This is a genomic window from Brevundimonas faecalis (genome assembly GCF_040549405.1).
Lineage (GTDB): Bacteria > Pseudomonadota > Alphaproteobacteria > Caulobacterales > Caulobacteraceae > Brevundimonas > Brevundimonas faecalis.
Genome location: NZ_JBEPTF010000005.1, coordinates 11,489 through 38,305, shown reverse-complemented (window position 1 = coordinate 38,305; position 26,817 = coordinate 11,489). Strand labels below are relative to the sequence as shown.

Genomic DNA, 26,817 nt, shown 5'->3' with positions numbered 1-26,817 from the left:
TCACACCTGTGATCCGGTTCATGGCGTAGATTGATATCTTCGCCTCTCATGGCTGGTGCCTACTTCGTCACCGATAATGCAGCGGCAGACTTCATGGCCGAGGCGCGCCCCCAATGCATAGGGTCGTGTACCCGACAGAGGCGCTCAGCCGCCAAGGCGCCGACAGCGGGCATCCGCGTCCTTTCACATCCGCCCGTTCATCCGAAACGACAGGGGCCGCGGCGTTCGCCGCAGCCCCCTTGTCTTACCAGCCGTACTTCAGGCGGATTTCCGCGCCGTGGCTTGTGCTGGCGTCGCCGAGGTTGGAGCGATAGCCGAGGCTGAACATCAGCTGGTCGGTCAGCGACCACTCGGCGCCGAGGTTCACATTGATCGCATTGCGTGACCATGCGTCCAGCGGGACCAGGTAGGTCGGGCTGGCGGCCCAGTCGGCGTAGCGCACGCCCTGCATCCCGACATCCTCCAGTTCGTGCGACCACTCCACACGGGCGCTGGGGGTGATCCGGCCATAACGGCGTGTCTCCACCGTCCAGCGCCAGGCGGCGCCGAGGTTGGCCGACAGGCTGCTCTGCTCGACCTCATCCCAGATCAAGGAGCCGTAGCCCCCGCCGGTTTCAGTGAAGCCGTCCAGCGCGATCTCGCGGGCGTCCACGCGGGCGTAGAGGTCCGTGGTCATCCCCCCGCCGCGCAACAGCCGCCCGAAGGCCGACGATGCGAAGCGCACGTCGCCCGATCGCTCCGACGCCGAATAGCCGTCGGGTTGACCGCCTAGGCCCTCCGTCCAGCGACGAGCGTCAAAGTCCAGGTCGGCGTAGCCGACCACGCCGTCGATGTAGAAGGCCTCGGCCGGACGCCAGCTGGCGTACAGGGCTCCGGTCAGGGCCGATCCTCTGGATATCGAGCCGTTGTCGCCGACCTTCGTCTTGTCCTCGCCGTAGCCGAGGCCGCCGCCGACGATCAGACGATCGGAAACCCGCACGTCCAGGCCCGCCGTCACCCCTTGGGTGCTGAAGCGGTAATCGCGTTGGCCGTCGGCGTCCTGACGTCCCCAGTCCACCGCACCCGCGGTCCAGAAGCCGACGGCCGAACCGCCTTCGGGTCCTCTTCCAGAACCGCCGGAAGTCGATTGGGCGCCTCGGCGATCGGCGGAGATGTCGGCTGCTTCCGACCCGACCTTGCGGTCGGCCCAGATATCCAGACCCAGCATGTCGCGCGAGCGGTCGTCCATGGCGCCCGGATCCGTCTGATCGCGACCGCCGAACTGGCGACGCAGGGCCGCCCGCGGATCATTGTCCAGATCGTTCCGGCCGCCGAAGCCGAGGTTCAGGCTCAACCCGTTCGACGAGCCGTTGGTCCCGTCGTGCAGCGCCTGCAGGCGGCGCTGGAAGTTGTTGAGCTGGGCGTCGGCGAAGCGTCGGGCAGAGGTCACCTGCGCCGTCGCCACGCCCCGCACCTCGACGTTCTGGGACGGATCCGGCCGGGCCTCGACCGCGATGGCCAGGGTTCCGTTGGTCGTCCCTGCGGCATTGGTCAGGCTGAAGGTCGCCACGGCCTGGCCGCTGAAGCCGTCGTCTGGCGTGAAGGTCAGATTCCACTCAGCTCCAGCGCCCGTGACGACGGCCGTACCCGCGTTCGCAGGATTGATCGACACCACGGCCGCGCCGGTGAAGGGACCGCCCACGGTATTGCTGATCCGCACCGTGACCGGCACGCCCTGAAGCGTTTCCGCCGTCAGCGCCTGGGCGCCGGGCACCAGGTTGGAGGTCAGGTCGATCCGGCCGGCCGCCGATGAGCCGAACGGCAAATCGACGACATAGTCGAGCGAGGTCGCCCCGCCGTTGGCCGCGCCCGGCGTGAAGACGATGTCCAGACCATCGACGGTCGCCGTTCCAAAGGCCGGAGGACGCGTGATGCGCACCGCATTGAACGGACCGCCGACCAAGCCCGCCGTCGGCGACAGTCTGACCACGGCGTTCGAGGCGATCGCGGCCGTCAGGTCCGGCGCCTTGCCCGCCACCTGGAAGGTGAAGGTCACGGGGGCGGAATCCCCGCCGGGGCCATAGGCCACCACGGTCACCGTATCGGTCCCCATGAAGTTGGCGACCGGCGTATAGACCAGTCGGACGCCGCCCACGGCGCGCGGCGCCGCCGAGCGGCCCACGGACGCGAGACCCGCCTGCCCGCCCTCGATCAGCTCCGCCGCGCCATGGAGACTGGTCACAGTGATGCGGAAGCCATCGACGACGCCCTGGCTCACCGCTCCAAGATCGACGGCGATCGAACCGCCGCCTTGGGACGGAGGCACGGCGACCGGATCGGCCGGCGGGGTGACGACAGGCGCCGGCGGCGTCGCCACCGTCAGCGAAACCGTGGCCGGGGCAGACGCGCCGCCCGGGCCAGTGGCCGTATAGGTGAAGCTGTCTGCGCCGTAATAGGTCGCCGCCGGCGTATAGGTGATCACGTCCCCCGCCACCGAGGCGGAGCCGTGCGCCGGAGCCGTGGCGATGGCGATGCTCGCGTGCACGCCCGTGACCGAACCCGACAGATCGATGGCCGTGCCCGCGCCGTTGTACGGGATCGCCACGCCGCTCTTGTCGGCCGCGACCGGAGCCGCCGGGGTCGCCACGACGACGCCGACCGTGGCCGGAGCCGAAACGCCTCCTGGACCCGTCGCCGTGTAGGTGAAGCTGTCCACGCCGTAATAGTTGGCCGCCGGGGTATAGGTGATCACTTCCCCCGCCACGGAGACCGAGCCATGCGCCGGAGCCGTGGCGATGGCGATGCTCGCGTGCACGCCCGTGACCGAACCCGACAGATCGATGGCCGTACCCGCGCCGTTATACGGGATCGCCACGCCGTTCTTGTCAGCCGCGACCGGAGCCGCCGGGGTCGCGACGATGATGCTCACCGTCGCCGGGGCCGAAGTCCCGCCCGGGCCAGTGGCCGTATAGGTGAAGCTGTCTGCGCCGTAATAGGTCGCCGCCGGCGTATAGGTGATCACGTCCCCCGCCACCGAGACGGAGCCATGCGCCGGAGCCGTGGCGATGGCGATGCTCGCGTGCACGCCCGTGACCGAACCCGACAGATCGATGGCCGTACCCGCGCCGTTATACGGGATCGCCACGCCGTTCTTGTCAGCCGCGACCGGAGCCGCCGGGGTCGCCACCGTCAGCGACACCGTCGCCGGGGCCGAAGTCCCGCCGGGGCCGGTCGCCGTATAGGTGAAGCTGTCCGCACCATAGTAGGCCGCCGTCGGGGTGTAGGTGATTACGTCTCCCGCCACCGAGACGGAGCCATGCGCCGGAGCCGTGGCGATGGCGATGCTCGCGTGCACGCCCGTGATCGCACCCGACAGGTCGATGGCCGTACCAGTGCCGTTGTACGGGATCGCCACGCCGTTCTTGTCGGCGACGACCGGAGCCGGCGGGGTCGCCACCGTCAGCGACACCGTCGCCGGAACCGAAGTCCCGCCGGGGCCGGTCGCCGTATAGGTGAAGCTGTCCGCGCCATAATAGGCCGCCGTCGGCGTATAGGTGATTACGTCACCCGCCACCGAGACGGAGCCATGCGCCGGAGCCGTGGCGATGGCGATACTCGCGTGCACGCCCGTGATCGAACCCGACAGGTCGATGGCCGTGCCAGTGCCGTTGTACGGGATCGCCACGCCGCTCTTGTCGGCCGCGACCGGAGCCGCCGGGGTCGCAACGATGATGCTCACCGTCGCGACGTTCGACGTCCCGCCGACGCCAGTCGCCGTATAGGTGAAGCTGTCCGCACCGAAGTAACCGGCCGTCGGGGTGTAGGTCGCCACGTCGCCCGTGATCGTCGTCGTACCGTGCTGGGCGGCGGTTCCGATGGCGATGCTGTTATGCGGTCCGCCGCTGATCGAGCCGGACAGGTCGATGGCCGCGCCCGTGCTGTTGTACGGAACCGCCACGCCCGTCTTGTCCCCCGCGATCGGCGCATTGATGAAGGTGAAGACGCCCGAGGTGGTGCTCGTCTGACCGTTGACGGAGACCGTGACGGCCATGGGTCCCGATCCGACCGCCGGCGCGGTGACAGTGAGCGAAGTCGCGCTGGCCGCCGTGATCACGCCGGGACCGGCCGCGCCGAAGGCGACCGTATTGTTGCCGGGCGTCGTGCTGAAACCCGTGCCCGAGATCGTCGTCACCTGGCTGCCCGGGCCGGAGTTGGGCGAGACGCCGGTCACCGTGGGAACGACGGCGAAGCCGGCGCCTCCGGTCGCCGACGTGGCGGGATAGCCGCTAGGCGTGAAGGCGCCGAGCACGAACCCCGAGGTCGAGCCCGCTGTGACGCCAGTGTAGCTAATCGTGACGGTGCAACTGCCCGACGGAATGCTGAAGCCGTTGAACTGGAAGTTCGCACCGATATCCCATCCGCTGGCGCTGCAGGAGCCGCCCAGCGCGCCGCCGCGGCTGACCAAGGCCGAGCCATTGAACAGCGGAGCGATGCTGGGCGAGGCCGAAGCATTGGGATTGGTGAAGGTGATCGTCGCTACGCCCGTCTCGCCGACGCCGAGCGAAGACGACGAGAAGCTGATCGACGAACTTATCGCGGCCGCCGCGCCGACGCTGAAGCTCTGTTGCACCTGGGACGCGGCGTTCCAGTTGGGGTCGCCCGCCTGATTGGCGTTGATCACGCAGGTTCCCATCGACTGGAAGGTCACCGAACCGCCCGAGATCGAACAGACCGCGGCGGCGCTGGCGTCGATCAGGACCGTCGGCGTCAGGCCGGAGGATGCGGTTGCGGTCACATTATAGGCGCCGCCGCCGACAGAGGCGCCGACCGGCGCGGTCGAGGTGAAGCTGATCGTCTGGTTGCCCCTGGCGATGTTCACCGTCGTGACGCCGGTGTCGGCGAACAACGGCTGACCATCGGTGACGCGGACGATGTAGGAGAAGGAGCCCGCGACGGTCGGCGTCCCCGAAACGACCCCGGTCGCGGTGTCCACGCTGGTCCCCGGAACGAAGGCTCCGGCGGAGAGGCTGTAGGTATAGGGCGTGAGACCGCCCGCCGCCGTATTGGCCTGGCTATAGCCGACGCCGACCTGAAGTCCGGCGGCGGCGGCGCTGTTGATCGTCAGGGTCGCCGGGGTGACGGTGAAGCTCTGCGTGACCGTCGGCGCGACCTCATAGGCGGCGTCGCCCGCCTGATCGGCGTTGATCGTGCAGACGCCGAGGTCCAGCAGAGTGACGCTGCCGCCCGAAACGGTGCAGACTCCGGTCGTGCTCGAGGTGAAGCCGACCGTCAGACCCGAATCGGCCGTCGCAAGGACGCTCACCGGGGAGGCGGACAGCGAGACGTTGGACAGGGGCCCGAAGTTGATGGTCTGCGCAGCCTTCACGATCGTGATCGAATAGGATTGGCTGGCGGTGAAGGCGCTGCCGGCCGCAGCGGCCGAATTGTCCGAGACATTGATCGTGAAGTTGAACGTGCCAGACGCCGTAGGCGTGCCCGAGAGCACGCCGCCGGCCGACAGCGTCAGACCCGACGGAAGCGAGCCGGTAAAGCTGAACGTGTAGGGCGTGGAGCCGCCGCTGGCCGTTAAGGTCCGCGAATAGGCGTTCCGTGCCGTGCCGCCCGGCAGGGCGCCCGCGGCCGGCGACAGGGTGATCGGAGCAAGATAGGCGAACCGGTCGGCCGCTGAGGTCGCGCTGGTTCCGCCCGGCGTGGTCACCCGGATGTCCGCCGTCCCCGTGCCCGACGGCGCCACCGCCGTGATCGAACTGGCGCTGTTGAGGGTGAAACCGACCGCCGCGGACCCGCCGAACGTCACGGCGGTGACGCCGGTGAAGTTAGCCCCGGTGATCGTCACCGACGTCCCGCCTGCGGTCGGGCCGGCCATCGGTGAAATCGCGTTCACGGTCGGCGCTGGTATGTAGGTGTACTGGTCCGCAGCGCTGGTGGCGCTGGTTCCGCCGGTCGTGGTGACGCGGATATCGACCGTTCCGGTCCCTGCCGGCGCGGTCGCGGCGATCGACGTGCCGCTGAGAACGGTATAGCCCGTCGCCGCCACGCCGCCGAAGGCGACAGCGGTCGCCCCCGAGAAATTGGTCCCGGTGATCGTCACCGTCGTACCGCCGCTGCTCGGGCCGGAGGTCGACGAAATGGACGTCACGGTCGGTGCGGGCACGTAGGTGAACTGATCTGCCGCCGAAACGGCGCTGGTCCCGCCCGGCGTGGTCACGGTGATGTCGTAGGTCCCCGCCGAATTGGCTGGCGAGGTAGCCGTTATCTGTGTGTTGCTGTTGATGGCGTAGGTCGCATTGGCCGCACCGAACTTCACAGCGCCCGTTGAGCCCGCCGTGGAGAAGCCCGTCCCGGTGATGATCACCGTCGTGCCGCCTCCTGTCGGCCCCGCCGTCGGCGAGATTGAGGTCACCGTCGGCGCCGAAACATAGGTGAAGGAATTCGAAGCCGAGCCGCCAGGGGTCGTCAGAGACACTGTGACAGCCCCGGCGGCGTGGGCGGGGGTCGTGAAAACGATGGACGTGTCGCTCGCGTACGTCGGCGTAACAGTAGCGCCGTCCAGGGTCATAGATGCATTGGCCAGGTAGGAGCCGGTAAGCGTCACGTTTGTCCCGCCGCCCGTCGGCCCGGAAGCTGGGGAAATACCCGAGATGATCGGTACGGGCGCGGTGCAGGTGGCCGTGATCGTGACGGTGCCGTCTGGAGCGCTGGCGCCCACAATCCGTGATTCAAGAGCAAACTCGGCACTGTTCAGCGCGTAGGTGATCGTTCCGCTGGCCGAGAGATTCGTGCCGTTGACCAGAGTGCCGATCGAATTGCTGGAAGCTCCGCGATAAAGGCGGGCGTTGAGGCCAGTTCCGTTAATGGTGGCGTTGACCGTCACCTGCTCGGCGCTTCCGTGGAAGTATTTGGCGCCGCCGTTGTACCAGCTCGCCCGGGCGGCGTGCGTCGACTGGTTGGTCAACAAACCCTGCAGGGTAGTCAACGCGCTCGTCATTCGAGCATTGGTGGAGATCAATGTTCCACCGCTGTACGTCGCTGTCTGGTCGAGCGCGCCAGCGTTGATGGCGGAACAGAATGCCGACTGCGCTTGCGCCAGGCCGGGGGTGAACGCCAGGACTGCAAACAGCGCGGCAAAGGCTTTGAGGCGCGCCCGCCGTGCAGACATCGCCAGCCATGCCGCCGCAAGCCACAGCCCCTGCAGCTTCAGTCCGACCGCCCTGATCGGTTCACACGCAAGATTTGGCGCACGGCAAGCGGCCAGAAGCATCGTCAGCATGGATAATCCCCCGATGCGAACACGAGTCCGCATGCATTTCATCCACGCCTATCGAACAGCAGTCGTTGACCAAGTGTTTACAATCTCAAGAAACACCTCCCATCAGGCTCAGCTCTCCTTGATCTCCCTGCACCGTGCCGTTTCAGAGCCGTTCGTACGCCCAGTACGGACTTTCAGTCGCGCCCCGTCAGCAAGTGCGGCTCTGCGCTAGGAGTGAACATCGATCTCCAGATGACAAGCAGACATTCAGTCGGCTTAAGACTCTAGGTCCGCTGTCGCCCCATAGAGCCATCGGCGCCGGAGATCCGGCATTCCGAGAAAGTCATGCGACAAGCCCTTGGGAGCCGAAGTCGCATCAACGGCGTTGCCTAGGCCTCGACCGAGCGAGGGCCTTGACGATGTTGATGAAGGCGACAGAAGCGGCAGATTCCGACGGGCTGGCTTGGTCCAGCGATGACGGCCCCGGCCTGATCCGCCGCCGAAGCGGCCGAGGCTTCTGTTATCGCGATCCGGAGGGTCGCCTGATCCGCAAGCGGACTGTTCTCGACCGAATCCGCGCCTTGGTCATACCGCCCGCCTGGGAAGAGGTGTGGATCTGCCCTGACCCGCGCGGTCATATCCAGGCGACAGGACGAGACGCCCGCGGTCGTAAGCAGTACCGCTATCATCCTGACTGGACGGCCAGAGCCGCCTCCGACAAGTTCGAACGGCTTCCCGATTTCGCCCGTCGCCTGCCCCGCCTGCATGAGCAGGTTGAGCGGGACCTTTCGCTGCGCGGCCCTCGCAAGGACAAGGTCCTGGCCACGGCGGTGCGTCTGCTGGAGATCACCCTGATCCGGGTGGGCAACGCGACCTACGCGCGCCAGAACCGCAGCTTCGGCTTGACAACCCTGCGCAAGCGCCACCTGGAGATCGACGGCTCAGTCCTGACCTTCGAGTTTCGTGGCAAGAGCGGCAAGGCGCATCGGGTCAAGGTCAGCGATCAACGCCTGGCCCGGGTGCTGCGCGGGCTGGAGGGCCTGCCGGGCCAGCATCTGTTCAAGTATCGCGACGCCGAGGGCGATCTTTGCTCGATCAGTTCGGACGACGTGAACGCCTACATCCGCCGGGCCATGGGCGCTCAGTTCTCCGCCAAGGACTTCCGGACCTGGGCCGCGACCGCATCCGCAGCGCGGACCTTCCGCGAGATGGCGCCGCCGACATCGCCAACCGACGCCCGTCGCCATGTCTCAGCCTGCATGAAGGCGGTGTCCCGCAGCCTCGGAAACACGCCGACGGTCTGCCGGGCCTCCTATGTCCATCCGCGGGTGATCGCGCTCTATGAGACAGGCGAGATAGCCGACCTGCTGCCAGGTCAGGACGCCCAGAGTTTCGAGCCTGTCCTTGCGCGCCTCCTGAACTAGATCGCTTAGCCCAAGCTTCCAGACCCTGGCCGTATTCCGCCGCCTCCTCCTGCTGGCAGAGCCGGTTGTGGTTGAGGCGCCATCCAGGGACGGACATTCTGCGGGTCTCGCAGATCAGAGCCTCAGATCCGTTGGAACGGCCCATGGCTCCTCGCCTTCTCTATGCAGCCTTTCGCATGGAGACGCCCCATGACCCATTCCAGCAGCTACCGGATGCTGGCGATCAGCTTTGTTCTGCATTTCATCATCATGTACCTCGTCATGTACGCGATGATTGCGACGCTCGATCATTTCCGGCTGAACCTCGACAACGTCTACATGACCCTGATGATGGCGGCGCCCATGACGCTGCTCATGGTGGCGACCATGCCGTCCATGTATCCTTCACGGTGCACCAATCTGCCGATCGCCGTGCTTGTGGTCGCGGTCTTCGGCCTCTCCTTCTGGGGCATGCGAACCCAGGCCGGTATTGGCGACAAGGAGTTGATCCGCGCGATGATCCCTCATCATTCGGGCGCGGTCCTGATGTGCGACCAAGCCAAGCTGAGCGATCCTGAGCTCATTCGGCTGTGCGACGGCATCATCGAAGCCCAGAAGAAAGAGATCGCGCAGATGGAGACCATTTTGGCGCGCCTCTAAGCCTATCGCGAAACGGCCGCACGGCCCGAGCGTTGGAACAGGGAACGACAAGGAGATCGCCATGCCAGGACGCCCCCTGTGGCAGGGACATCTGAAGCTGTCTCTCGTGACCTGCCCCGTCGCACTCTACACCGCCACGACAGCCAGCGCCCACGTCAGCTTCCACCTGATCAATCCGGACACCCATAATCGCATCCGCATGGTGCCGACCGATCCGGACGTCGGGCCAGTGGAGCGCGCCGACCTGATCAAGGGATACGAGGTGTCCAAGGACGAATACGTCCTGTTCACCGAGGCCGATTTCGACAAGGTCCGCCTGGACAGCACACGCACCATCGGCATCGACCGCTTTGTGGACGTCGCGGACATCGACCGTCTCTACTGGGACGCGCCCTTCTACGTCGTGCCGGAGAAGGGCGTCGGAGTGGAAGCCTTCGTTGTCATCCGCGACGCCATGAAGTCGGCCGGCAAGGTCGCCATCGGCAGTCTGGTCCTGCGCGGGCGCGAGCGGCAGCTGGCGCTGGAGGTTCGAGACAAGGGGCTGATCGCCTGGTCCCTTCGGTCCCACGACGAGGTCCGCGCCGCCGACGACTATTTCGACGACATTCCCGCCGTGAAGGCCGACAAGGACATGGTCGAGATCGCCGGTCGCATCATCGCCCAGAAGGAGGCCCCCTTCGATCCATCGGAGTTCGTCGACCGCTATGACGACGCCCTGCGCGCGATGATCAAGTCCAAGCAGAAGGGCGGCAAGGGCCTGGTGGCCGCGCCCGAACCGGACGACACCAATGTCATCGACCTGATGGCGGCCCTGCGCAACAGCCTGAAGGGAACCGCCTCGCCCGCCGCCAAGAAGAAGTCCGTGCCCGGAAAGACCGCGAAGCCCGCCGCCCGCAAGAAGGCCTCGACCGGCAAGGCGGCCTAGCGCCGGCTTACAGCTTCAGCGTCTTCAGCGCCGGCCGCAGGCTGGCCTCGGCCTTGCGGAAATCGGCCCACGGATCGGGACCGTCCAGCAGCCGCGCGGCGTCGTGCAGGGTGAAGGCCCTGGGGTCCAAGGACGCGTTCGCCTGGTCCCAGGCAATCGGCATGGCCAGGCCCGCGCCGGGCCTGGCGCGCGGCGACCAGGGCGCAACCGCCGTGGCCATCCGCCCGTTGCGCAGATAGTCGATGAAGATCTTTCCGCCGCGCGCCTTCTTGGCCAGGGTGGTGGTGAAGCGGTCAGGCTCGGCCCTGCGCATGGCTTCGGCCCCCGCCTTGGCGAAGGCCTTGCACTGATCCCAATCGACACGGCTGCGGCCGTCCGACCGGATCGGCGCCACGACATGCAGCCCCTTGCCGCCCGTGGTCTTGACGAAGGGCGTCAGGCCCAGGTCCTCTAGCCGCGCTCGGACGGCGTGAGCGGCCTCGACCACCGCGCCGAAGTCCAACGCCGTGTCGGGATCGAGGTCGAACGTCACCTGGTCCGGCGTCTCCGGATCACCCGGCCGGCAACCCCACGGATGCAGTTCCAGCGCGCCGGACTGGCCCAGGGCGATCAGGCCGCCGACGTCCGTCACTCCGACATAGGGCTTGCCCTCGCCGATCTCGAACAGCTTCAGCCGGGGTCCGGCGCCGGGCGCAGCGTGCCGTTGGAAAAAGGTCTGACCTTCGATCCCGTCCGGTGCGCGGATGATCGACAGCGGACGATCGGCGACATGGGGCAGGATGCGCGCCGCCGCCGCCTCGTAATACGACGCCAGTTCCCCCTTGGTCACGGCGGGCGCCCCATCCGTCGCGGGCCACAGGATCTTGTCGGGGTTGGACAGGGTCACGCCCGCCACCACGGTCCGTCCGCCCTTCGCGCCGGACACGATCTTCGACGGCGGTTGCGGCGCGGACGTCACCTCGCGCGCCGTCTTGTCCTCGCGCAGGCCCTTGAACGCCGCCTGGCGCAGCGCGCCCGCCTCGGTATAGCCGCCGTGCTCGACCTCGGCGATCAGCGTCGGCTTCAGCCAATGGACCCCGCGCGCCGACGGCGCCCCCTCGCCTTCGAACGGCGAGGTCTTGGCCGCCGCCCCCTCCAGCGCCGGCAGCAAGGTCTTCAGCAGGGCGCCGGAAAAGCCCGTGCCGACCCGGCCCATGTATCTCAGTCTTCCCGCCTTCATGGTCCCGACCAGCAGCGACCGGAACCGCCCGTCCTGGGACGACCAGCCACCGATGACCACCTCGTCCCGTCCCCGGCATTTCGACTTGACCCAGGCCGCCGAGCGCCCGCCGCGATAGGGGGCGTCCAGCTGTTTGGAGATCACCCCCTCCAGGTCCATGCGACAGGCGCTCTCCAGCACCGCCTGGCCCGAGGCGCCGAAATGATCGACGTATCTCAGCCGCATGCGCGCCCTGGCCGGGACCCGGTCCACCTGGGCCTGCAGCCGCGCCTTGCGCCGGGCCAGGTCCAGGTCGCGCAGGTCCGTCGCCCCTTCCATCAGAAGGTCGAAGGCGAAATAGGCCAGCCTGCCGGTCTCGCCCTCGGACAGCGCCATCTGCAAGGCCGAGAAATCCGGCGCGCCCTCCGCGTTCAGGGCGCAGACCTCGCCGTCCATCACGCCCTCCGGCCAGGAGGCGGCGTCCCTTGCCAGTTCCGGAAAGCGGTCGGTCCAGTCCAGCCCCTTGCGCGTATAGAGCCGCGCCTCGCCGTCACCCGAGGCGATCTGAATGCGATAGCCGTCGAACTTGATCTCGTGCACCCAACCGGAACCGCTGGGCGGATGATCAACCGTCTTGCAAAGCTGAATAGGTAGGAAGGCGTGGGGACCGCCGGCCTTCTTGCGCGCCGTCGGCTTCGGCGCCTTCGTCATTTTGCGTCCGGCCTTCGTTCCGCCGTTCGACGCGCTTTCTGTCGCACCTTCCGCGATCTGGGCCAGGGTACGGCCGGTGGCGACGGAGGCGTCGATCTCCATGTTGGCGTCGCCCTCGCCCGGCACGGCGTGCTCGTCCTTCTCCTTGATCAGCAGCCAGTTGGCGCGCTTGGACGGCTTCCCTCGATCCGACTTCAGCCGCACCAGGGCCCAGCCGCCCGAAAGCCGTTCGCCATGCAGGGTCATCTTCAGGGAGCCGCGCTTCAGCGCCGCATCCACGTCCGGCTCCTGCGGTTTCCACGATCCGCGGTCCCACATCTGCACCGTGCCGCCGCCGTAGTCGCCCTTGGGGATGGTCCCCTCAAACGTCCCATAGGCCAGCGGATGGTCCTCCACCTCGACCGCCAGCCGCTTCACCGCCGGATCGCGCGACGGCGCCTTGGTCACGGCCCAGGATTTCAGCCCCCCGTCGTGTTCGATGCGGAAGTCGTAGTGCAGCCGCGTCGCGGCATGGCGCTGGATCAGATAGGAGCCGCCCTCGCCCGCCCAACCCTCGCCCGCCTTGGGGCCGATCGCCCCGCGCGGTTCGGCGGTACGCCGGAAATCCCGTTTCGCGCGATAGGGCGCCAGCTTGTCGGCCATCGTTCCCTCCGGCTTCCAAAATCCAAAGCCGACCGCAGCGCCGATCTCATGACCACGGTCGATGAACCCTGCTTGAAACGCCTCCTCATCGCTTCGGCTCCCTCCGAAGTCGTCTGGAACCCCGCCGAACCGGCGTCGTTGAATTCACGCTCCCACAAAGCCGGGGTCGGACGACCACGCGCAACCAAGGAGAAACACCATGCCCGAAGACCTTCCTCACGAAGAACAGACCATCGAAACCGAAGATGCGCGTCAGGGACGCGGCGGACGGCGATTGTCCGCCGAAATGGTGATCGCTCTCGTCCTGACGATCATTGGCTTCGCGGCGGTATGGGTGATGTGGGCCCGACCTTTCGCCTCTGTCGATTCCGCCCCCCAGAAGGGCGATGTCGCCGAGTTCCAGGCGCCCCAGACCCCCGCCTCCAACGTGCCGCCTCCCACCCCGCCGCCAGCGGTCCCGACGAACTGACCCACCCCTCCAGGCCGCCTCCCAGGAAGCTCGCCCTCCATGTCCGATACGGTCGCCGATCCCGCCTTCGAACCGCCGCCGGAGGCGCAGGCCTTCTATGAGGAAAGCCTGGGCCTGCTGAAAGATTCCGGCGTGCCCTTTCTGTTGTCGGGCACCTACGCCGTCACCGCCTATACCGGCATCCGCCGTCCGACCAAGGACTTGGACGTCTTCTGCAAACCCGGCGACTATCCCCGCATCCTGGCCTTCTTCCAGGCGCGCGGCTATCGCACCGACGTCGAGGACGAACGCTGGATCGCCAAGGTCTGGAAGGACGACAAGCACTTCTTCGACGTCATCTTCGCCATGTCGAACGGGACCATCGCCGTGTCTGACAGCTGGTTCGGCGCCGACCGCATCACCGTCTATGGGCACGAGGTGACGATCACCCCGCCCACGGCCCTGATCCTGTCCAAGGCCTTCATCCAGGACCGCTATCGCTACGACGGCGCCGACGTGAACCACGTCATCCTGAAGCAGGCCGACGCCATCGACTGGAAGTCGCTGCTGGACCAGATGGACCTCTATTGGGAGGTGCTGATGGCGCACCTGCTCAACTTCCGCTTCGCCTATCCTACCGAGCGGGGTCTCGTGCCCGCCTGGCTGATGACGGAGCTGATCGGCCGTCTTCAAGCCCAGGTCGATCTTCCAGCCCCGCGCGTGAAGGTCTGCCGCGGCCGCCTGTTCAGCCCGCGCGACTACATCGCCGACATCTCCGAATGGGGCTTCGGCGACGTGGTGGGCAAGGGCCTGGAGGAACGTCATGACCCCGTCGCCTGAAACGTCGCCTGATCCTTCTGTTCCGGCCGAAGGCCAGACGCCCCAACCGGGCATGGAGGCTGGGCCGGGCAAGAAGCTGCGCGTCGCCGCTGTCGGCGACCTGCATGTCGGCGAGACCTCGCAGCGCGCCTATCGCGACCTGTTCGACCGGGTGGATCAGGACGCCGACGTGCTGTGCCTGTGCGGCGACCTGGTCAACTTCGGCAAGACCGTCGAGGTCGAGAACCTGCTGGAGGATCTGCGCGCCTGCCGTATCCCCATGGTCGGAGTCCTGGGCAATCACGAGCACGAATGCGGTCAGCCCGAGGAGGTCGCACGACTACTGTCCGACGCCGGCGTCAAGATGCTGACCGGCGAGGCCTATGAAATCGAAGGAGTCGGCTTCGCCGGCGGCAAGGGCTTCGTCGGCGGTTTCGGCCGCTACATGCTCAGCCCGTTCGGCGAGGCGTCGATCAAGCATTTCGTCAAGGAGGCGGTCGAGGACGCCAATCTGATCGAGAACTCCATCCGCACTCTGCGCACCGAGCGCAGCGTCGTGCTGCTGCACTACTCCCCCGTCGTCGACACCGTGGTCGGCGAGCCGCCCGAGATTCACCCCTTCCTGGGCTCCTCGCGGCTGGGCGAGGTGGTCGACCGCTACGAGAACGTCAAGCTGGTCGTCCACGGCCACGCCCACCGCGGCGCTCCCGAAGGCCGCACGGCGCGCGGCGTCCCCGTCTACAACGTCGCCCTGCCCGTCCTGCGCACCTTGGGCGACACGCCCTATCGCGTATTCGAAGTCTAGAACCTAGGCGATCCCGGCTCCGCCCGTGACGCCCCAGACCTCGCCGGTCACGAAGCTGGCTTCCTGCGACGCCAAGAGGACATAGACTGGCGCGATCTCGACCGGCTGCCCCGGTCGGCCGAAGGCGCTGTGAGCGCCGAATTTCTCGACCTTCTCCTGGGGTTGACCACCGCTGGGTTGCAACACCGTCCAGAAGGGCCCCGGCGCCACCGCGTTCACCCGCACGCCCTTTTCGATCAACTGCTTGGCCAGGGCCTTGGTGTAGGTGACGATCCCGCCCTTCGTCGTGGCGTAGTCCAGCAGGATGTCCGACGGCTCATAGGCTTGGATGGAGGCCGTGGTGATGACGGACGCCCCCGGCGGCAAGTGCGGCGCCGCCGCCTGACACAGCCAGTGCAGGGCGTAGAGATTGGTCTTCATCGTGGCGTCGAAGTCGGCCGTGGAGAGGTCGGAGACCTCTTCCCGAAACTGCTGCCGGCCCGCATTGACGACCAGGATGTCCAACCCGCCGAAGGTTTCGATCGTTCGCTGCACCATGGCGGCGTTCCACGCCTCTTCCCGCACATCCCCAGGCAGGGCCAGGGCCTTGCCCCCTTCTGCCTCGATCAGGGTCGTCACCTCTCGTGCATCCGCCTCCTCCGACGGCAGATAGGCGACGGCGACATCGGCGCCTTCCCGGGCGAAGGCGATGGCTACGGCGCGGCCGATGCCGGAGTCGGCGCCCGTGATCAGGGCTCGCCGCCCCTTCAACCTGCCGGCGCCGCGATAGGAGGTTTCGCCGTGATCAGGCTCTGGCTCCATACGGGCGACAAGGCCAGGAGCAGCCTGGGGCTGGCGAGGGAACGGCGGGCGCGGGTATTGGCTGCGGGGATCCTGCATCGTCAAACGGTCGGGCATCGGACGTCCTCTGAACGGCTGAAGGCATGCTTCCCTAAGCCGCCCTGTCGAGAGCCGTTCCCAGAATCCGCGCCTCCATCAACGACCGGGGCCGTATGGAACGCCTTCAATCCCCTCCGCTTGTCTCTGAAGAGGAAGGAAGCCGCCATGGTTCGCCCAGACGCCGCCCGGTTCTCAAGAGACCGGAACAGACCCGCCATCCTGACCTGGCCTCGCCGGCTTCTGGCCGTCGTGGGCGCGATCCTGGCTCTTCTGCTCCTCGTCTATCTGGCCACGGCGGCGACAGGCTTCCTTCGCACGGAGCAGAAGGTCCCCGATCCGCAAATGACCGGCGGAGAAGCGCCGCTGGAACGCGCCATGTGAGACCGGCGACGATATCCGCTCTCACCTCGATCAAAGGAGTCTCGACCATGAAATTCTACGAAGTGCTGGTAGGCGGCGACGAGGGCCCTCAACGCAGACTGAGGGTCGCGTCGCCGACAGATGTTCAAGCCGCCGACGCCGCGGCGACGCTGATGCGGACGCATGAGGCCATCCTGTCCATCCGCCAGTCGCCCGACGACGGCCTGCAGCGCGCGGACGCCCCGCCGCCTCGAACCCAGGCGGAAGAGGCGAGCGAAGCCACGCCCGGCATGGCCGCGAAAACCTGATCACGCCACGAAAGGAATGAATGATGAAACGCCCCGCTCTCACCCCCGTACTCGCCGTGGCCGCTCCCGCCCTCCTGTTCGCGCTTGTCGCCTGCCAGCAGCAACAGGGCTCGGAGGCCGTCGACAAGGTTCAAGACGCCGTATCCGCGCCCGTCGGTCAAACCTCCGCGGCGACCATGGGCGCCAATATGGTCAGCGCCTATGTCCCCAACGCCGCCATGGGCGACATGTATGAGATCCAGGCTGCAGACATCGCCCTGGAGCGCTCGAAGAACGCCCAGGTCAAGACGCTGGCTCAGATGATCAAGACGGATCATGCCGCAGCCAGTTCCGCCTTGGCCGCTGCGGCGCTCCAGGCCGCACCGGACGTGGCCCTGCCCACCACCCTGGATCAGCGTCGCCAGGGGCTGATAGACAACCTGCGGTCCGCCTCGGCCGCCGATTTCGACAAGGTCTATGTCGATCAACAGGTCGCCGCTCATGAAGAAGCTCTGACTCTCCAACGCGGGTTCTCGGACAAGGCCGATGTGCCGGCCCTGGCCGAACACGCACGAACCGTCACGCCCAAGATCGAAACCCATCTGCAACGCGCCAAGCAGTTGCAGACCAGCCTCGGCGCCTGAGGAGACAGTTCATGGACCCGAAGCAATCGGAAGGGCGCAGGAAGAACGCCGCCACTCCCGGCGGCAAGCCGGAGGCGGCCTCATCGGAAGAAGACGTCCGGCGCGTCGGCCGTATGTCTCGCACTCGCGCTGGCCCTGACGGCCCGGACGCACGCGAAATCGGAGACACTTTCAAGAAACGGCCTGACGAGCACCGACCGTCTAAATGAACAAGAGCAGAGGCCAGGACAGCTTGCCGCCTGTGTCGTCTACCCGACCCAACCGGAACGACGACGGTCCTGAAACGCTCTCTCCTCTGGCGGCCCAGCCGCGCGGCCTATGTCGCGAGGCCTTCTGGGCTTCCCTGTAAATGAAGGGAGAGTGCCGTGCTTCTGAGAAAGCCGATCATCGAACGCGCCTTCGAACTGGCTTCGTCAGGCCGATTTCGCATCCCAAGCGATGTTCACAAGGCCCTGCTGAAAGAAGGCTATACGCAATCCGACGCCTTCACCCTGGAAGGTCGCGCGACCTGGGCGCAACTGCGAGAGCGCTGCGCTACCGCTCAACAAGGCTAACCCTCGCGGCCGCTATATCGGTAGCCGTTCCAGACGGAGGTAGGCGGGGTTGAACTCCGCCGCCTCTGCGAGGCGGTCCCACATCAAAATCCGAATATCGGCCCCGTCCCAGGTCAGCCACCCCGCCTCACGCAGCACCTTCAGGGTGCGGTTCACGTGAACGGCCGACATCCCCAGGAAATCCCCCACCTCAGCCTGGGTGACGGGAAAGCGAAAACGGAAGTCCCGGGCCAGGCCCACGATCTCCAGCCGGGAATAGATTTCGCACAGCAGCAAGGCCATTCGCTCCAGAGCCTCTTGCCGACCCAGCGCCAGCAACCACTCGCGGTGAATGGCCGCGTCGACCACGGTCTCCAGCCACAGCAAACGGGTCAGATGCGGATGACGCGCCGTCAGAACCTTCAAGCGTGAATGGGGAGCCATGGCGACGATGCAATCGGTCAGGGCTCGAACGCCATGGTCCACGCGTTTCAGGACAAACCCGTGCAGGTCGATAAAATCCCCCGGCAGATTCATCTGGGTGAACTGCCGTCGCCCGTCCGCCAGATCCCTGTAGCGGGCGCAAAAGCCGTCAACGACCAGGCTGGAGCAATCGACCAGGGCGTCCTGGGAAACGATGTCCTCGCCCGCCCGCTTCAGAACCGTACCCGCGAGGACTTCGCGAAGCGCCTCGCGTTCGTCCGGCGTCAGGTCGTCCCGCCGTTCCAGTTTCCTCTCGAGAAGCAGGCTCAATTCGCGCGTCATGAAGGCCCAAGCCTTCGACGACGGCTAAGGTTCCCATCTCGCGACGAAGAGCGTTTCCACGGCTTTTCCGGCAAGCTGTGCCAGAAGCGTGTTCGACTAACCTATGTAAAGAACGAAACCCCCGGGGCCGTGCTTGTGGTCTGGGGGATGAAGAATCAGTCTTATCAAGACGATCTGGAAGTCGCAGCCGCCTCGCTGGAGCGCGTGTTGTCGAGCTTCGGCGCTCTTGCGCCTGGCGACCCCTTGCGTATTCGCAGCGGCTTTCGCGGACCTTCCCTGCTTCACACGCCCGGAGGCGCCGTTCCCATGTGCCCGGAACGAGACGACGCTCGCGTCGTGGCCCGCGGCTGGATCGCTCGGGGCGCCATGCTCGAGGACGGACGTCGCCAGATCGTCGGTCTGAGCCTGCCGGGCGACGTGATCCTGGCGACTGAAACCATAGACACGGACATGGCGGCCTGGGCCCTGACCGACGCCGTGACCCTGGACGCCGCCCCGCTGCGATCCGCCGTCATGGAGGGACGGGACGTGAGCGTTCGCATGCTGGACGCCTGGCGTCGCTCGCGCTCGGCCGAACGCCTGCGTCTCGCCCGCCACGTCATTCGGCTCGGCCGGCTCAGCGCCTACGAACGAACCGCCCACCTTCTGCTTGAGCTTTATGAACGACAGAGCCGGTTGGGCACGACCGAACCCGGCGTTCTGCACCTCCCCCTCACCCAGGATGTTCTGGCCGACATCCTGGGCCTCAGCGCCGTGCACATGAACCGCACCTTGCAGCAACTTCGACGCGACAGACTGGTCGACTATCGCGCCGGTCGCACCATCCTGCGGGATCGGCCGGGCCTGGCCCTCGCGGCCGGGCTCAGCGTGATCGAAGATGTTTCGGACGAAAGCCTGCCTGGGGACTAACCCATGTAAGTGGCCGAACGCCTGCTCCGTGGCACGACGATATCCCAAGGAGTCGTCATGCCCGCGCAAGCCGCCGTCGAAGCTCTGCCCGTTCGCCTGCGTATCGTTCCCCGTCGGCGATGCGATGTTCGCGACCATCCCGTCTACCTGGCCCTTCCCCCTGCCGCGCAACGCAGCCTTTTGCAGACCGGCGCGCCCGTGGACTTGCTCGCCGCAGAAGAGGTCAGCCTCGAAGGCGACTATCTCTGGTTCGTTCTATCCGGCGTGCTCGGGCTATTTCCCCAGTCGAGCACGGTCTGCGTGTCCCACATCCCTTCAGGTAGCGTCCACGGATGGCGTCACGCCCTGGGATCTTCCTGCGGCGATACGGAAGCCAGGCCGCTTGTAGACGTCCGGTTGTTTCGCGTTCCCGCCCATACGGTGCGAACGGCCCTAGGCCATGACTGGTTGTCGCGGTTCGTCGCCTTCCAGACCATGCAGCGCCTGACCCAGCTCGAGTCCGAGGCCGCATGCAATGCTTCGCACAGGGTCAATGAGCGTCTGGCGAAATGGCTCGTTCGACTGGAAGGGGGCGCCAACGGCGCGCCTCTCAAACTCACCCAGGCGCGTCTGGGCGCCATGCTGGGCGTCCAGCGCACCAGCATCAACGCCGCCGCTCAAGAATTGCAGGAAGCAGGTTTGATCCGCTTCGGACGTGGACGCGTGGAGGTCTTGGACCTGCCCGGCCTGGCCACCGCCTCTTGCGGCTGCGGCGCCTAGGAATTTGGGGAGAATAGCGTGACCTACTTCTGTTTCATCGAATCTTCCATCTTCGGCGTCCCGCATATGGAGCCGCTCGTATCGGACTCTCTCGAGGATGCGGTCGTGGAGGCGGAGGCGCTTCTGAAAGCCCACTTCAGCGGCATCGCCGCCCATGTCTTTCTGGGCGAAGAGCGTGTGGCCACGCTTCGCAAAGAACAGGTTCGCGCCCAGCCCACCCTCGGGAACGAAGACCGACAAGGCGGCTTGTAGCCTCATCAGAAACCCACCCTGACAAGGAGCATGAGTCATGTCTCTCGAAGCAGAGCTTTTCGACATCGAGGAAGGTTTCTGGCTGTCCGGTGAAGACCATTTTCTGAAACACCTGGACGTGCGATGCCTGCTCGCCTTTCCGCAGGCCGGAGAAATGCATGGCGTGCATTCGCGCGCCGATGTCGCGGCGACGGCCACGCCTCAAAATCGGTGGCGTGATCTGTCGATGAAGGATCGCAGCCTGCTGCAGCCGGTCGAGGACATGGCGATCATCAGCTACAAGGCCGAGGTGATGCGAGCCGATGGGCAACCCTATTCGGCCATCGTCAGTTCAGCCTATGCTCGACGGCCCGAAGGATGGAAGCTGGCCCTTCACCAGCATTCGCCGACTTGATCGACGAATGACCGAGATCAGGGTTCAGACCAACCCAGCACGCGCAATTTCGGTTCGGGGCGTTCGTTGGTGGAGAAAACCAGACTGGCCTTCTTTCGCCCCTGACCAGGGACGTAGTCGAGGGTCGCGGTAGCCCGCTCGCCCGCCGCCTCTCCTTCAATATCCACCGCGGCCGCTGTCAGGTCGCCCTGGTTGGCGACCGTCACCTCCACGATCCATCCCGCCTGCGCCGGCCGTGCGGCTTCCGCCTTCACCGTCAGGATCGCCGGCGCGGGAACAGAAAAGGCTTCTCGCGCCAAGACGCCTATCACGCCAAGGGTGATGAGGAGGCCGGCCAAGGCGCAGGCGCGTTGCAAACGCGATACCCCCGCTTTCCGCTGTTTCTGCGCCTTCTCCTTGCGCGCCACGGCTACACCAGCAATCGGGCGGCGGCGGCGCCGATGGCCGCGGGAAACGCCAGGATAACGACATTGGCTGCAAGCGCTTGAAGCCCATGCCCATCCGTTCCGCCGAACACCCACAGCATGGCGAGGCTCGCCAACAGGCATAGGGCGTAGCCGGGAAGCGTGAAGTCGAAGAAGGCGCGCGTCGGCGTCTCCGCTTCTTCCTGCCCAGCGAAGCCGGCCTCGAAAACGATGAGATGCAAAAGAACGATCGACAGTATGAGCACGCCCAGCGCTCCCGCCGGCGTGGCGAGATAGGCGATCAGCCTCATCTCCTCGGTCGGCGCGAGATTCATCGCGAAGTAGAGGGCGCCCGCCAGCATGAGGAAGAGCTCGCCGGGATAGGAGGCTTGGTCTTCGGCGCCCTCCTCCAGATCGCTCGAGAGCTGACGTCGCGCAGCCAGTGCGCCGAGCGCGGCCGGAACCGCCTGCAAGGAGATTTGCCCCACGGCGGACGCCGCTGAGCTCAGGTCCAGAACATTGAACACGCGCAAAAGCGCGGCGGACGTCACGAAGCCCACGGCCAATGCGACGAGGGTGTCGAGGGCATTGTTCAGCAGACCTCGACGTTCTGAAAAGCCTGCATAATGCGCCAGGCCGAAAAGAACCGGCAACGCCGCTAGAACGAAGACCAGACGACGCTCCGGCTGGGTGGAAAAGCCGAGCGTCCACATCTCCATCGTCATCAACAGAGGCAGGCTGAACAGCAAGGCGCCGCCAAAGGCGCGGCCGAGGTCGCGAATATAGGATTCATCGCCCGACCGGGCTGCGTCCTGAGCCGAGATCATGTCGATGCAACGCTGCGACGGGGTTTCGGCTCCGGTTTCAGGATCACGCCTCTCAGGGCCTTTCGCGAAAACGCCACTTCATCACCAGCACCGCCGTCGCCATGATCAAGGCGCAGGCATTGGCCAGCACCACCGGCCAAGCTGAGGTCAGCCCTCCGTAGATCACCCACAGGATGAAGCAGGCCACCGTCAGGGAATAGGTCTTCAGGCTGACCGCCGAAGCGTCCCGTTCTTTCCAGATCTTATAAGCCTGAGGCGCGAAGCTGGAAATCGAACAGACGGCGGCGGCCGAGCCGACCAGGTTAGCCGGAACATCGCTCATACCTCGCCAACGTGAGGCCCGCAGCCGCGTTCCTTTCGTCTCAAGGCGACGTCCGCACCTTTTCCGGCACACGTTCTTCCCCGATCTCATCTCCGCCTCCGCCGGGAGGGACATCCTCCAGAGGCGGAGGCTCAGGGCTCTCTGGCTCTGGCCCGGGATCGTCTGGTTCGGGCTTTTCAGGATCGTTCTCGCTCATGGCGTCTCTCTATGACTGTCGCCAAGAAGAGCGCGCCCTTTGCGCGCATGTTCCATTTCGTAGCGCTTCCCATGCGGCGCGCCGTCAGGTCTCGAAACGATAGGGATCAAACAGCTGCAGATCCCCATCTGGCGCCCCGGCCAGTGCGCCAGGAAGCAGTTCCGCTGCAAGGCGCGCGAAGGTGATCCCATTGCCGCCGAAGCCGTAGGCCAGCCAGATCCGCTCCGTATTGGCCGCCCGCCCCAAGGCCGGCAGTCCGTCCGGCGAGCTTCCAAAGACAGCCGCCCAGGCATACTCGGCCCGCAACCTCTCCACGCCCAGCAACCGCGCGCCTTGGGCCTCCAACCATCCCTGTTTCGTCGGCAATAACGCATCCCGTTTCGTTGAATCGACGCCGGGAATATCACCCCCGCCGATCAGGATACGGTCGTCGCTGGTGCGCCGAGCGTACAGATAGGGATCAGCCGCCTCCCAGATCATGGCGTCGCCTTGCCAAGTCGGAGCCGTCCCCGGCGCCGTGGCGACGGCGAAGGTCGCGCTCCGCGTGAAGGCGTCCGGCAGAAACCATGGAGAAATCTCGTACCCGCTGGCCAGGATGACTTGAGACGCCCGCACCGCCGTTCCGTCAGAGCAACGCACCGACACCGCTTCCTTACCCTGCTCCAAGCCCGTCGCTTCGATGGGATGGACGATCGCAGCCCCCGCGTTCCTGGCGCGCTCCAGCAGACCCTGTGTCAGGGCGACAGGATTCAGACCGAAGGCGTCCTCCGACAAGAGGCCAGCCCGCTGCGGGAGATTGAACCTTGCCGAGACTTCCTCCCCTTCCAGGAAGCGGGATGGCAAACCCGCAGCCCTGCGGCGTTCGCCTTCAGTCCTGAGACCCGCCTCATCCAGTAGGTTTCCCGACAGGTACAGCTCCGGCTGGCGCTCCCAGTCGCACGCAAGCCCTCGATCACGGATGTTCGCATCAAGGTTCACCACGGCCCGATGCATTAGTCGCCAGCTTCGAACCGCCCGCTCCGCTCCCCACCGCCGCGTCAGGTGCAAAAGAGGCGTATCCGCCGCCCACTGGACGAGAGCCGTCGAGGCCACAGTGCTGCCGTGCGCGGGCGATCTCCGGTCCAGCAGCAAGACGTCATGCCCGTCCTGACTGAGGCGATCAGCCAGCATGGCCCCCATGATCCCCGCCCCCACGATTGCAATGTCGCACCGATCCGGCAGCGGATCGGATGTCATCACCTCAGGAGCAGGCCAGACGGGGCGCCCGCTTCTCAGATCCAGCTTGTCGGTCAGTTCCACGCCGCACCCTTCGCCAAGGCGACCTTTGTTCAGGTCTCTGAATCGAAGCGACGAGGTCGAGACGAGGTTCCGTCCCCTTCAGAGGGTGGGGTTTTCACCCCGGCGTTCGTCTTCCGGCGTCGAGCTTTAAGGCCCCGCTAGAGACGGGGCATTCCCCTTGGCCGGTTCGACTGCTGGAATGGAACGAGTTACGGGCAGTAACGACCAACGAGGGAGAGGGTGATGCGGATGATCGGCCGATGGAGTTTAGGCGTCCTGACGCTTGTGCTTTGCGCTCCAACAGCAGCCGTGGCGGAGGGCCGTGAGTGCGGGGACGCGGCGGCGATCGTGCGCCAAGCCTATCCTGACGCCGTCGTGCAGGGTGAGCGCGCCGTCCGGGTCCGCGACCGCACCCTGACCCTTCCATCCGCAACCTCCATCGATCCTCACGCCATGGTCTGTCGGCGCTGGCGGGGCCGGCCGGGGCTCCTGCTGGTCGCGGTTCCCCTCATCGCCCAAGTCCGTTCGGACGGAACATCCGGCGATCTGGATGTGCTCGTCGTCGATGAATCCACTGGGGCGCCACGCCAACGCCTCCGCCTGCCCCATGCCATGGACGACGACGCCATAGGCGTGTCCGACGTTTCATTCGACACCGCCGCCTATCAGATCGGGCCTGACCGGCTCGCGTTCGGAGTGCGGCAAACGCGGATGGGGAGCTCGCGTCCCAATCCCCTCCTGGAGACGACGCTGTCTCTCTACGAAGTGCGGGATGGCGCCCTGGCGCCCGTCCTGGAAAATCTGGTGGTCTCTCGAAGCCTGGGCGAATGGGATCTATCCTGCCCAGGTGAAACCCTCTCGACCGAACGTATCCTGCGGATGACCCCAGGCCGACGCGGTCAGGACATTTCGATTCTGGAACGCCGCGCTCGACGCGTCTCCAAGACAGATAAGAGCGGGCAATGCCTGACGACGGATCGCACCGAACCTCCAAGAACGATCCTCATCCCCTTCGACGGCGAACGATACGCCCTTCCCCCCTCTCTCAGGCGAGACTGACCCGCGCCGAGATCCGCAAGGACATTAGAAACGCGAGCGTGAACCCCAGGTGGACGCCGAGGAAGAGCTTCGCCAGTTCTCGCGCCTCGCCGGTCGCAACGCCCCAGACATCATTTAGCGCGACGACCCCGAAACCGACGGCGTTGGCGATAAGGACCTTTTGTAACGAGACTGCGGGCACGCCGCGCGAAAGCCAGTTCAATACGGCTATACCTAGAAACGGCCCTCCCAGAAGCCTGAGCAGAGCGATGAGCTCCGTCGAAGCGTCAGTCGGAACGGCTCCGACGCCGAACTGAAGCGGCACGAACAGAAGCGCCAATCCCACGGCCGCGAGATAGACGGACGAAAGCGTCAAGGTCAGGCGGATCATAAATCCCCTCCCTGCTCGAGAACGAAGCTGCCGTTGTGCGTGACAACGACGAACGAGGCCAATTCGCTCCTTTGGTGTGTCCGACGCCTATCTGCCCCAGATGCCTTTTGGGCGAACACGTCGCGAGCCCGCGCCGACATCATCGCCCACCTTCCTGAACGGTCGTTGTTTACCTCGTATAGTCCGGTTCAGAACTAGCGGAACGGTCAAGCCTATGTGGCGTTGGTCGATGGTCACGCCATCATCAACACTCCAAAGGACCGTCAATGTTTCGTTGGGCCATCATCTTCTTCATCATCGCCTTGGTCGCTGCCGTTCTCGGCTTCGGCGGCATCTCGGGCATGTCGTTCGAGATCGCGAAATTCATCGCCATCATCGCCGTCATTCTATTCGTGGTCTCGCTGGTGGTAGGCGGTATGCGCGGACGTGGACCGCGAATCTGACGCCTCGCCTTAGTGGCGCGTGAAAGGCCTCGGTCGTTGCCGGGGCCTTCTTGCTGTCAGCCTTTCAGGGGATGCGGACCCTACCGCAGCCAGCGATCATCGCTCGATTGAGGCAGGCGCAGACAGCAGAAAGCCCCGGAGCTTTGAGCTACGGGGCTTTGAGAGTTTTGGGTGTGGGAGCGCGCACTGCTCACCATAGTATTTACGGCACGATGGATATTCCCGCTTAGACAGCGACTGGAGTTGCGCGAGCGGCCGTCGCTATCGCACTCCCGACCTCTGCCGCAGTCGGCAAGGTCACCGCTGAGGATGGAGCCGGACAAGGCAGAGCGAGCACGCACATCCCCGTCGGATCGGTCTTATTGACCGGATCATTGCCAACATAAGCGTAGAGGTTGACGTCATCCTCGTAGCCGATGGGGTCGGCCTGGAGGAAGCGGCCCAGGGTCGGGGAGTAGATGCGGGCCTTGTAATGATACATGCCCAGTTCGCGCAGCCAGGTCTGCCCCGTGTACTGGAACCGGCCCGTGTTCGTGGCGTTGGGGATGCCGTACTCGTCATAGGCGTTCACCGCCGTCACCGCACCCGCAGCGTCCGTCCTGGCGACGATCGAGCCCTGATGATCCGCAAGCAGGTATTGCGGCGAAGTCGTCCCGGCCCCCTCGAACCAGACGAGCGGCGCGTCCTTCCCATCCCCGTGCACATAGCGTCGCAACAGGCCGCCCTGGCCGTCGTACTCCGCGATCAGCCTGTCCCCGTCGTACACGTAGCGCGTCGCCGGATAGCCGCTGCTCGAGCTCTAGAACAGGCGCCCCAACGGGTCCCACGACAGCAACGCCCCGTTCGGGCCCCCGACCAGCCGGTTCTCCACTCCGCCACGCACGCCAGCTCAGCGCGCTTGCCGGCCGGGAGATGATCGAGGGTGCGGGGCATGCGTCCGGTCTGACGGCGACCGCGGGCTTTGGCGCTCCGCGCTTGGTTTCCCGCCTGATGACCATGCCGGAGTCTCACCGATCCGACCGCTACGGACAAGGTTCAGAAGGCGCCGCTACGGCTCGAAAAATCCGCAAGTCGCCGCAAGTCGTCAGGGTGTCAAAAACCGATTGCGAAGCAAGAGGTTACGACGCCCCTTTTATCTTGCCCTCCGGCCATCTCTGTTAGTCCTTGTAATCGATAAGGCAGTCGGCCCGCTCCAAAATTGCGGCATCTGCGACGCCGGGACCGTCACGTCCCGATATCAGCCCTTCAACTCGACCAAGCCGATACTCGAAGCTGC

At 65.8% G+C, this 26,817-nt stretch carries 26 protein-coding genes; 16 read left to right on the top strand and 10 right to left on the bottom strand.

Annotated elements, in window-relative coordinates; genetic code table 11:
* Positions 1-244: 244 nt before the first annotated feature.
* On the bottom strand, positions 245-6,976 hold the full coding sequence (locus ABIE19_RS15505; protein WP_354090132.1) for an IPT/TIG domain-containing protein: 6,732 nt from the start codon (positions 6,974-6,976) through the stop codon (positions 245-247).
* A 698-nt stretch (positions 6,977-7,674) separates the two neighbouring features.
* On the opposite strand from ABIE19_RS15505, the gene ABIE19_RS15500 reads away from it, so the two are divergent.
* The 3 genes from ABIE19_RS15500 to ku all read left to right on the top strand — a co-directional run bounded on the left by ABIE19_RS15500 (position 7,675) and on the right by ku (position 10,237).
* A complete protein-coding gene (locus ABIE19_RS15500; protein ID WP_354090131.1) occupies positions 7,675-8,673 on the top strand; it encodes a DNA topoisomerase IB in 999 nt (332 codons plus the stop codon).
* A gap of 189 nt (positions 8,674-8,862) precedes the next feature.
* Positions 8,863-9,312: a DUF305 domain-containing protein gene (locus tag ABIE19_RS15495; protein ID WP_354090130.1), complete on the top strand. Its 450-nt coding sequence runs from the start codon at positions 8,863-8,865 to the stop codon at positions 9,310-9,312.
* 61 nt (positions 9,313-9,373) lie between these two features.
* Positions 9,374-10,237, top strand: a complete 864-nt coding sequence (ku, locus tag ABIE19_RS15490) for a non-homologous end joining protein Ku (protein WP_354090129.1) — start codon at positions 9,374-9,376, stop codon at positions 10,235-10,237.
* Between the two features lie 7 nt (positions 10,238-10,244).
* Here the strand turns inward: ku and ligD are convergent, their stop codons facing one another.
* Complete coding sequence (gene ligD, locus ABIE19_RS15485) at positions 10,245-12,788, bottom strand: DNA ligase D (RefSeq protein WP_354090128.1); 2,544 nt, start codon at positions 12,786-12,788, stop codon at positions 10,245-10,247.
* Positions 12,789-12,987: 199 nt separating this feature from the next.
* On the opposite strand from ligD, the gene ABIE19_RS15480 reads away from it, so the two are divergent.
* The 3 genes from ABIE19_RS15480 to ABIE19_RS15470 are packed head-to-tail and all read left to right on the top strand — an operon-like array spanning position 12,988 to position 14,860.
* Positions 12,988-13,257 carry a hypothetical protein gene (locus tag ABIE19_RS15480; RefSeq protein ID WP_354090127.1) on the top strand — a complete coding sequence of 90 codons (270 nt, stop codon included), beginning with the start codon at positions 12,988-12,990 and terminating at the stop codon, positions 13,255-13,257.
* 39 nt (positions 13,258-13,296) lie between these two features.
* The gene (locus tag ABIE19_RS15475) at positions 13,297-14,076 is read left to right on the top strand and encodes a nucleotidyltransferase family protein (RefSeq protein WP_354090126.1); all 780 of its coding nucleotides are present in this window, start codon (positions 13,297-13,299) and stop codon (positions 14,074-14,076) included.
* Positions 14,060-14,860, top strand: a complete 801-nt coding sequence (locus ABIE19_RS15470; protein ID WP_354090125.1) for a metallophosphoesterase family protein — start codon at positions 14,060-14,062, stop codon at positions 14,858-14,860. The genes ABIE19_RS15475 and ABIE19_RS15470 overlap by 17 nt, the downstream gene beginning before the upstream one ends.
* Positions 14,861-14,863: 3 nt before the next feature.
* Here ABIE19_RS15470 and ABIE19_RS15465 read toward each other — a convergent pair whose 3' ends face one another.
* Positions 14,864-15,757, bottom strand: a complete 894-nt coding sequence (locus tag ABIE19_RS15465) for an SDR family oxidoreductase (RefSeq protein WP_354090124.1) — start codon at positions 15,755-15,757, stop codon at positions 14,864-14,866.
* Between the two features lie 147 nt (positions 15,758-15,904).
* On the opposite strand from ABIE19_RS15465, the gene ABIE19_RS15460 reads away from it, so the two are divergent.
* The 4 genes from ABIE19_RS15460 to ABIE19_RS15445 all read left to right on the top strand — a co-directional run bounded on the left by ABIE19_RS15460 (position 15,905) and on the right by ABIE19_RS15445 (position 17,584).
* The gene (locus ABIE19_RS15460) at positions 15,905-16,120 is read left to right on the top strand and encodes a hypothetical protein (RefSeq protein WP_354090123.1); all 216 of its coding nucleotides are present in this window, start codon (positions 15,905-15,907) and stop codon (positions 16,118-16,120) included.
* A 47-nt stretch (positions 16,121-16,167) separates the two neighbouring features.
* Positions 16,168-16,407, top strand: a complete 240-nt coding sequence (locus ABIE19_RS15455; protein ID WP_354090122.1) for a hypothetical protein — start codon at positions 16,168-16,170, stop codon at positions 16,405-16,407.
* A 20-nt stretch (positions 16,408-16,427) separates the two neighbouring features.
* Positions 16,428-17,030, top strand: a complete 603-nt coding sequence (locus ABIE19_RS15450; RefSeq protein ID WP_354090121.1) for a DUF4142 domain-containing protein — start codon at positions 16,428-16,430, stop codon at positions 17,028-17,030.
* A gap of 365 nt (positions 17,031-17,395) precedes the next feature.
* Positions 17,396-17,584, top strand: a complete 189-nt coding sequence (locus ABIE19_RS15445; protein ID WP_354090120.1) for a hypothetical protein — start codon at positions 17,396-17,398, stop codon at positions 17,582-17,584.
* Between the two features lie 12 nt (positions 17,585-17,596).
* Here ABIE19_RS15445 and ABIE19_RS15440 read toward each other — a convergent pair whose 3' ends face one another.
* Positions 17,597-18,316, bottom strand: coding sequence for a Crp/Fnr family transcriptional regulator (locus tag ABIE19_RS15440; RefSeq protein WP_354090119.1), 720 nt, complete (start codon positions 18,314-18,316; stop codon positions 17,597-17,599).
* A 318-nt stretch (positions 18,317-18,634) separates the two neighbouring features.
* Here ABIE19_RS15440 and ABIE19_RS15435 point away from each other — a divergent pair, with 318 nt between their 5' ends.
* The 4 genes from ABIE19_RS15435 to ABIE19_RS15420 are packed head-to-tail and all read left to right on the top strand — an operon-like array spanning position 18,635 to position 20,642.
* Entirely contained in the window at positions 18,635-19,237 is a 603-nt protein-coding gene (locus ABIE19_RS15435) for a Crp/Fnr family transcriptional regulator (RefSeq protein WP_354090118.1), read from the top strand.
* A gap of 57 nt (positions 19,238-19,294) precedes the next feature.
* Positions 19,295-19,996 carry a Crp/Fnr family transcriptional regulator gene (locus ABIE19_RS15430; protein WP_354090117.1) on the top strand — a complete coding sequence of 234 codons (702 nt, stop codon included), beginning with the start codon at positions 19,295-19,297 and terminating at the stop codon, positions 19,994-19,996.
* A gap of 18 nt (positions 19,997-20,014) precedes the next feature.
* A complete protein-coding gene (locus ABIE19_RS15425; RefSeq protein ID WP_354090116.1) occupies positions 20,015-20,248 on the top strand; it encodes a hypothetical protein in 234 nt (77 codons plus the stop codon).
* 37 nt (positions 20,249-20,285) lie between these two features.
* Positions 20,286-20,642 (top strand): hypothetical protein, encoded by a 357-nt coding sequence (locus ABIE19_RS15420; RefSeq protein ID WP_354090115.1) that lies wholly within the window; start codon positions 20,286-20,288, stop codon positions 20,640-20,642.
* 17 nt (positions 20,643-20,659) lie between these two features.
* Here the strand turns inward: ABIE19_RS15420 and ABIE19_RS15415 are convergent, their stop codons facing one another.
* From ABIE19_RS15415 to ABIE19_RS15400, 4 genes are all read right to left on the bottom strand, one after another.
* Positions 20,660-21,049: a hypothetical protein gene (locus ABIE19_RS15415; RefSeq protein WP_354090114.1), complete on the bottom strand. Its 390-nt coding sequence runs from the start codon at positions 21,047-21,049 to the stop codon at positions 20,660-20,662.
* 2 nt (positions 21,050-21,051) lie between these two features.
* Positions 21,052-21,873, bottom strand: coding sequence for a TIGR02587 family membrane protein (locus ABIE19_RS15410; RefSeq protein WP_354090113.1), 822 nt, complete (start codon positions 21,871-21,873; stop codon positions 21,052-21,054).
* A 52-nt stretch (positions 21,874-21,925) separates the two neighbouring features.
* A complete protein-coding gene (locus tag ABIE19_RS15405; protein WP_354090112.1) occupies positions 21,926-22,195 on the bottom strand; it encodes a SemiSWEET family sugar transporter in 270 nt (89 codons plus the stop codon).
* A 280-nt stretch (positions 22,196-22,475) separates the two neighbouring features.
* A complete protein-coding gene (locus tag ABIE19_RS15400; protein ID WP_354090111.1) occupies positions 22,476-23,690 on the bottom strand; it encodes an NAD(P)/FAD-dependent oxidoreductase in 1,215 nt (404 codons plus the stop codon).
* Between the two features lie 222 nt (positions 23,691-23,912).
* On the opposite strand from ABIE19_RS15400, the gene ABIE19_RS15395 reads away from it, so the two are divergent.
* Positions 23,913-24,728, top strand: coding sequence for a PA3715 family protein (locus ABIE19_RS15395; RefSeq protein WP_354090110.1), 816 nt, complete (start codon positions 23,913-23,915; stop codon positions 24,726-24,728).
* Here the strand turns inward: ABIE19_RS15395 and ABIE19_RS15390 are convergent.
* Positions 24,715-25,098, bottom strand: coding sequence for a hypothetical protein (locus ABIE19_RS15390; RefSeq protein WP_354090109.1), 384 nt, complete (start codon positions 25,096-25,098; stop codon positions 24,715-24,717). The genes ABIE19_RS15395 and ABIE19_RS15390 overlap by 14 nt on opposite strands.
* Positions 25,099-25,364: 266 nt before the next feature.
* Here ABIE19_RS15390 and ABIE19_RS15385 point away from each other — a divergent pair, with 266 nt between their 5' ends.
* Positions 25,365-25,541 (top strand): DUF1328 domain-containing protein, encoded by a 177-nt coding sequence (locus ABIE19_RS15385; RefSeq protein ID WP_354090108.1) that lies wholly within the window; start codon positions 25,365-25,367, stop codon positions 25,539-25,541.
* Positions 25,542-25,767: 226 nt separating this feature from the next.
* Here ABIE19_RS15385 and ABIE19_RS15380 read toward each other — a convergent pair whose 3' ends face one another.
* Positions 25,768-26,307, bottom strand: a complete 540-nt coding sequence (locus tag ABIE19_RS15380) for an RHS repeat-associated core domain-containing protein (RefSeq protein ID WP_354090107.1) — start codon at positions 26,305-26,307, stop codon at positions 25,768-25,770.
* Positions 26,308-26,817: the final 510 nt, after the last annotated feature.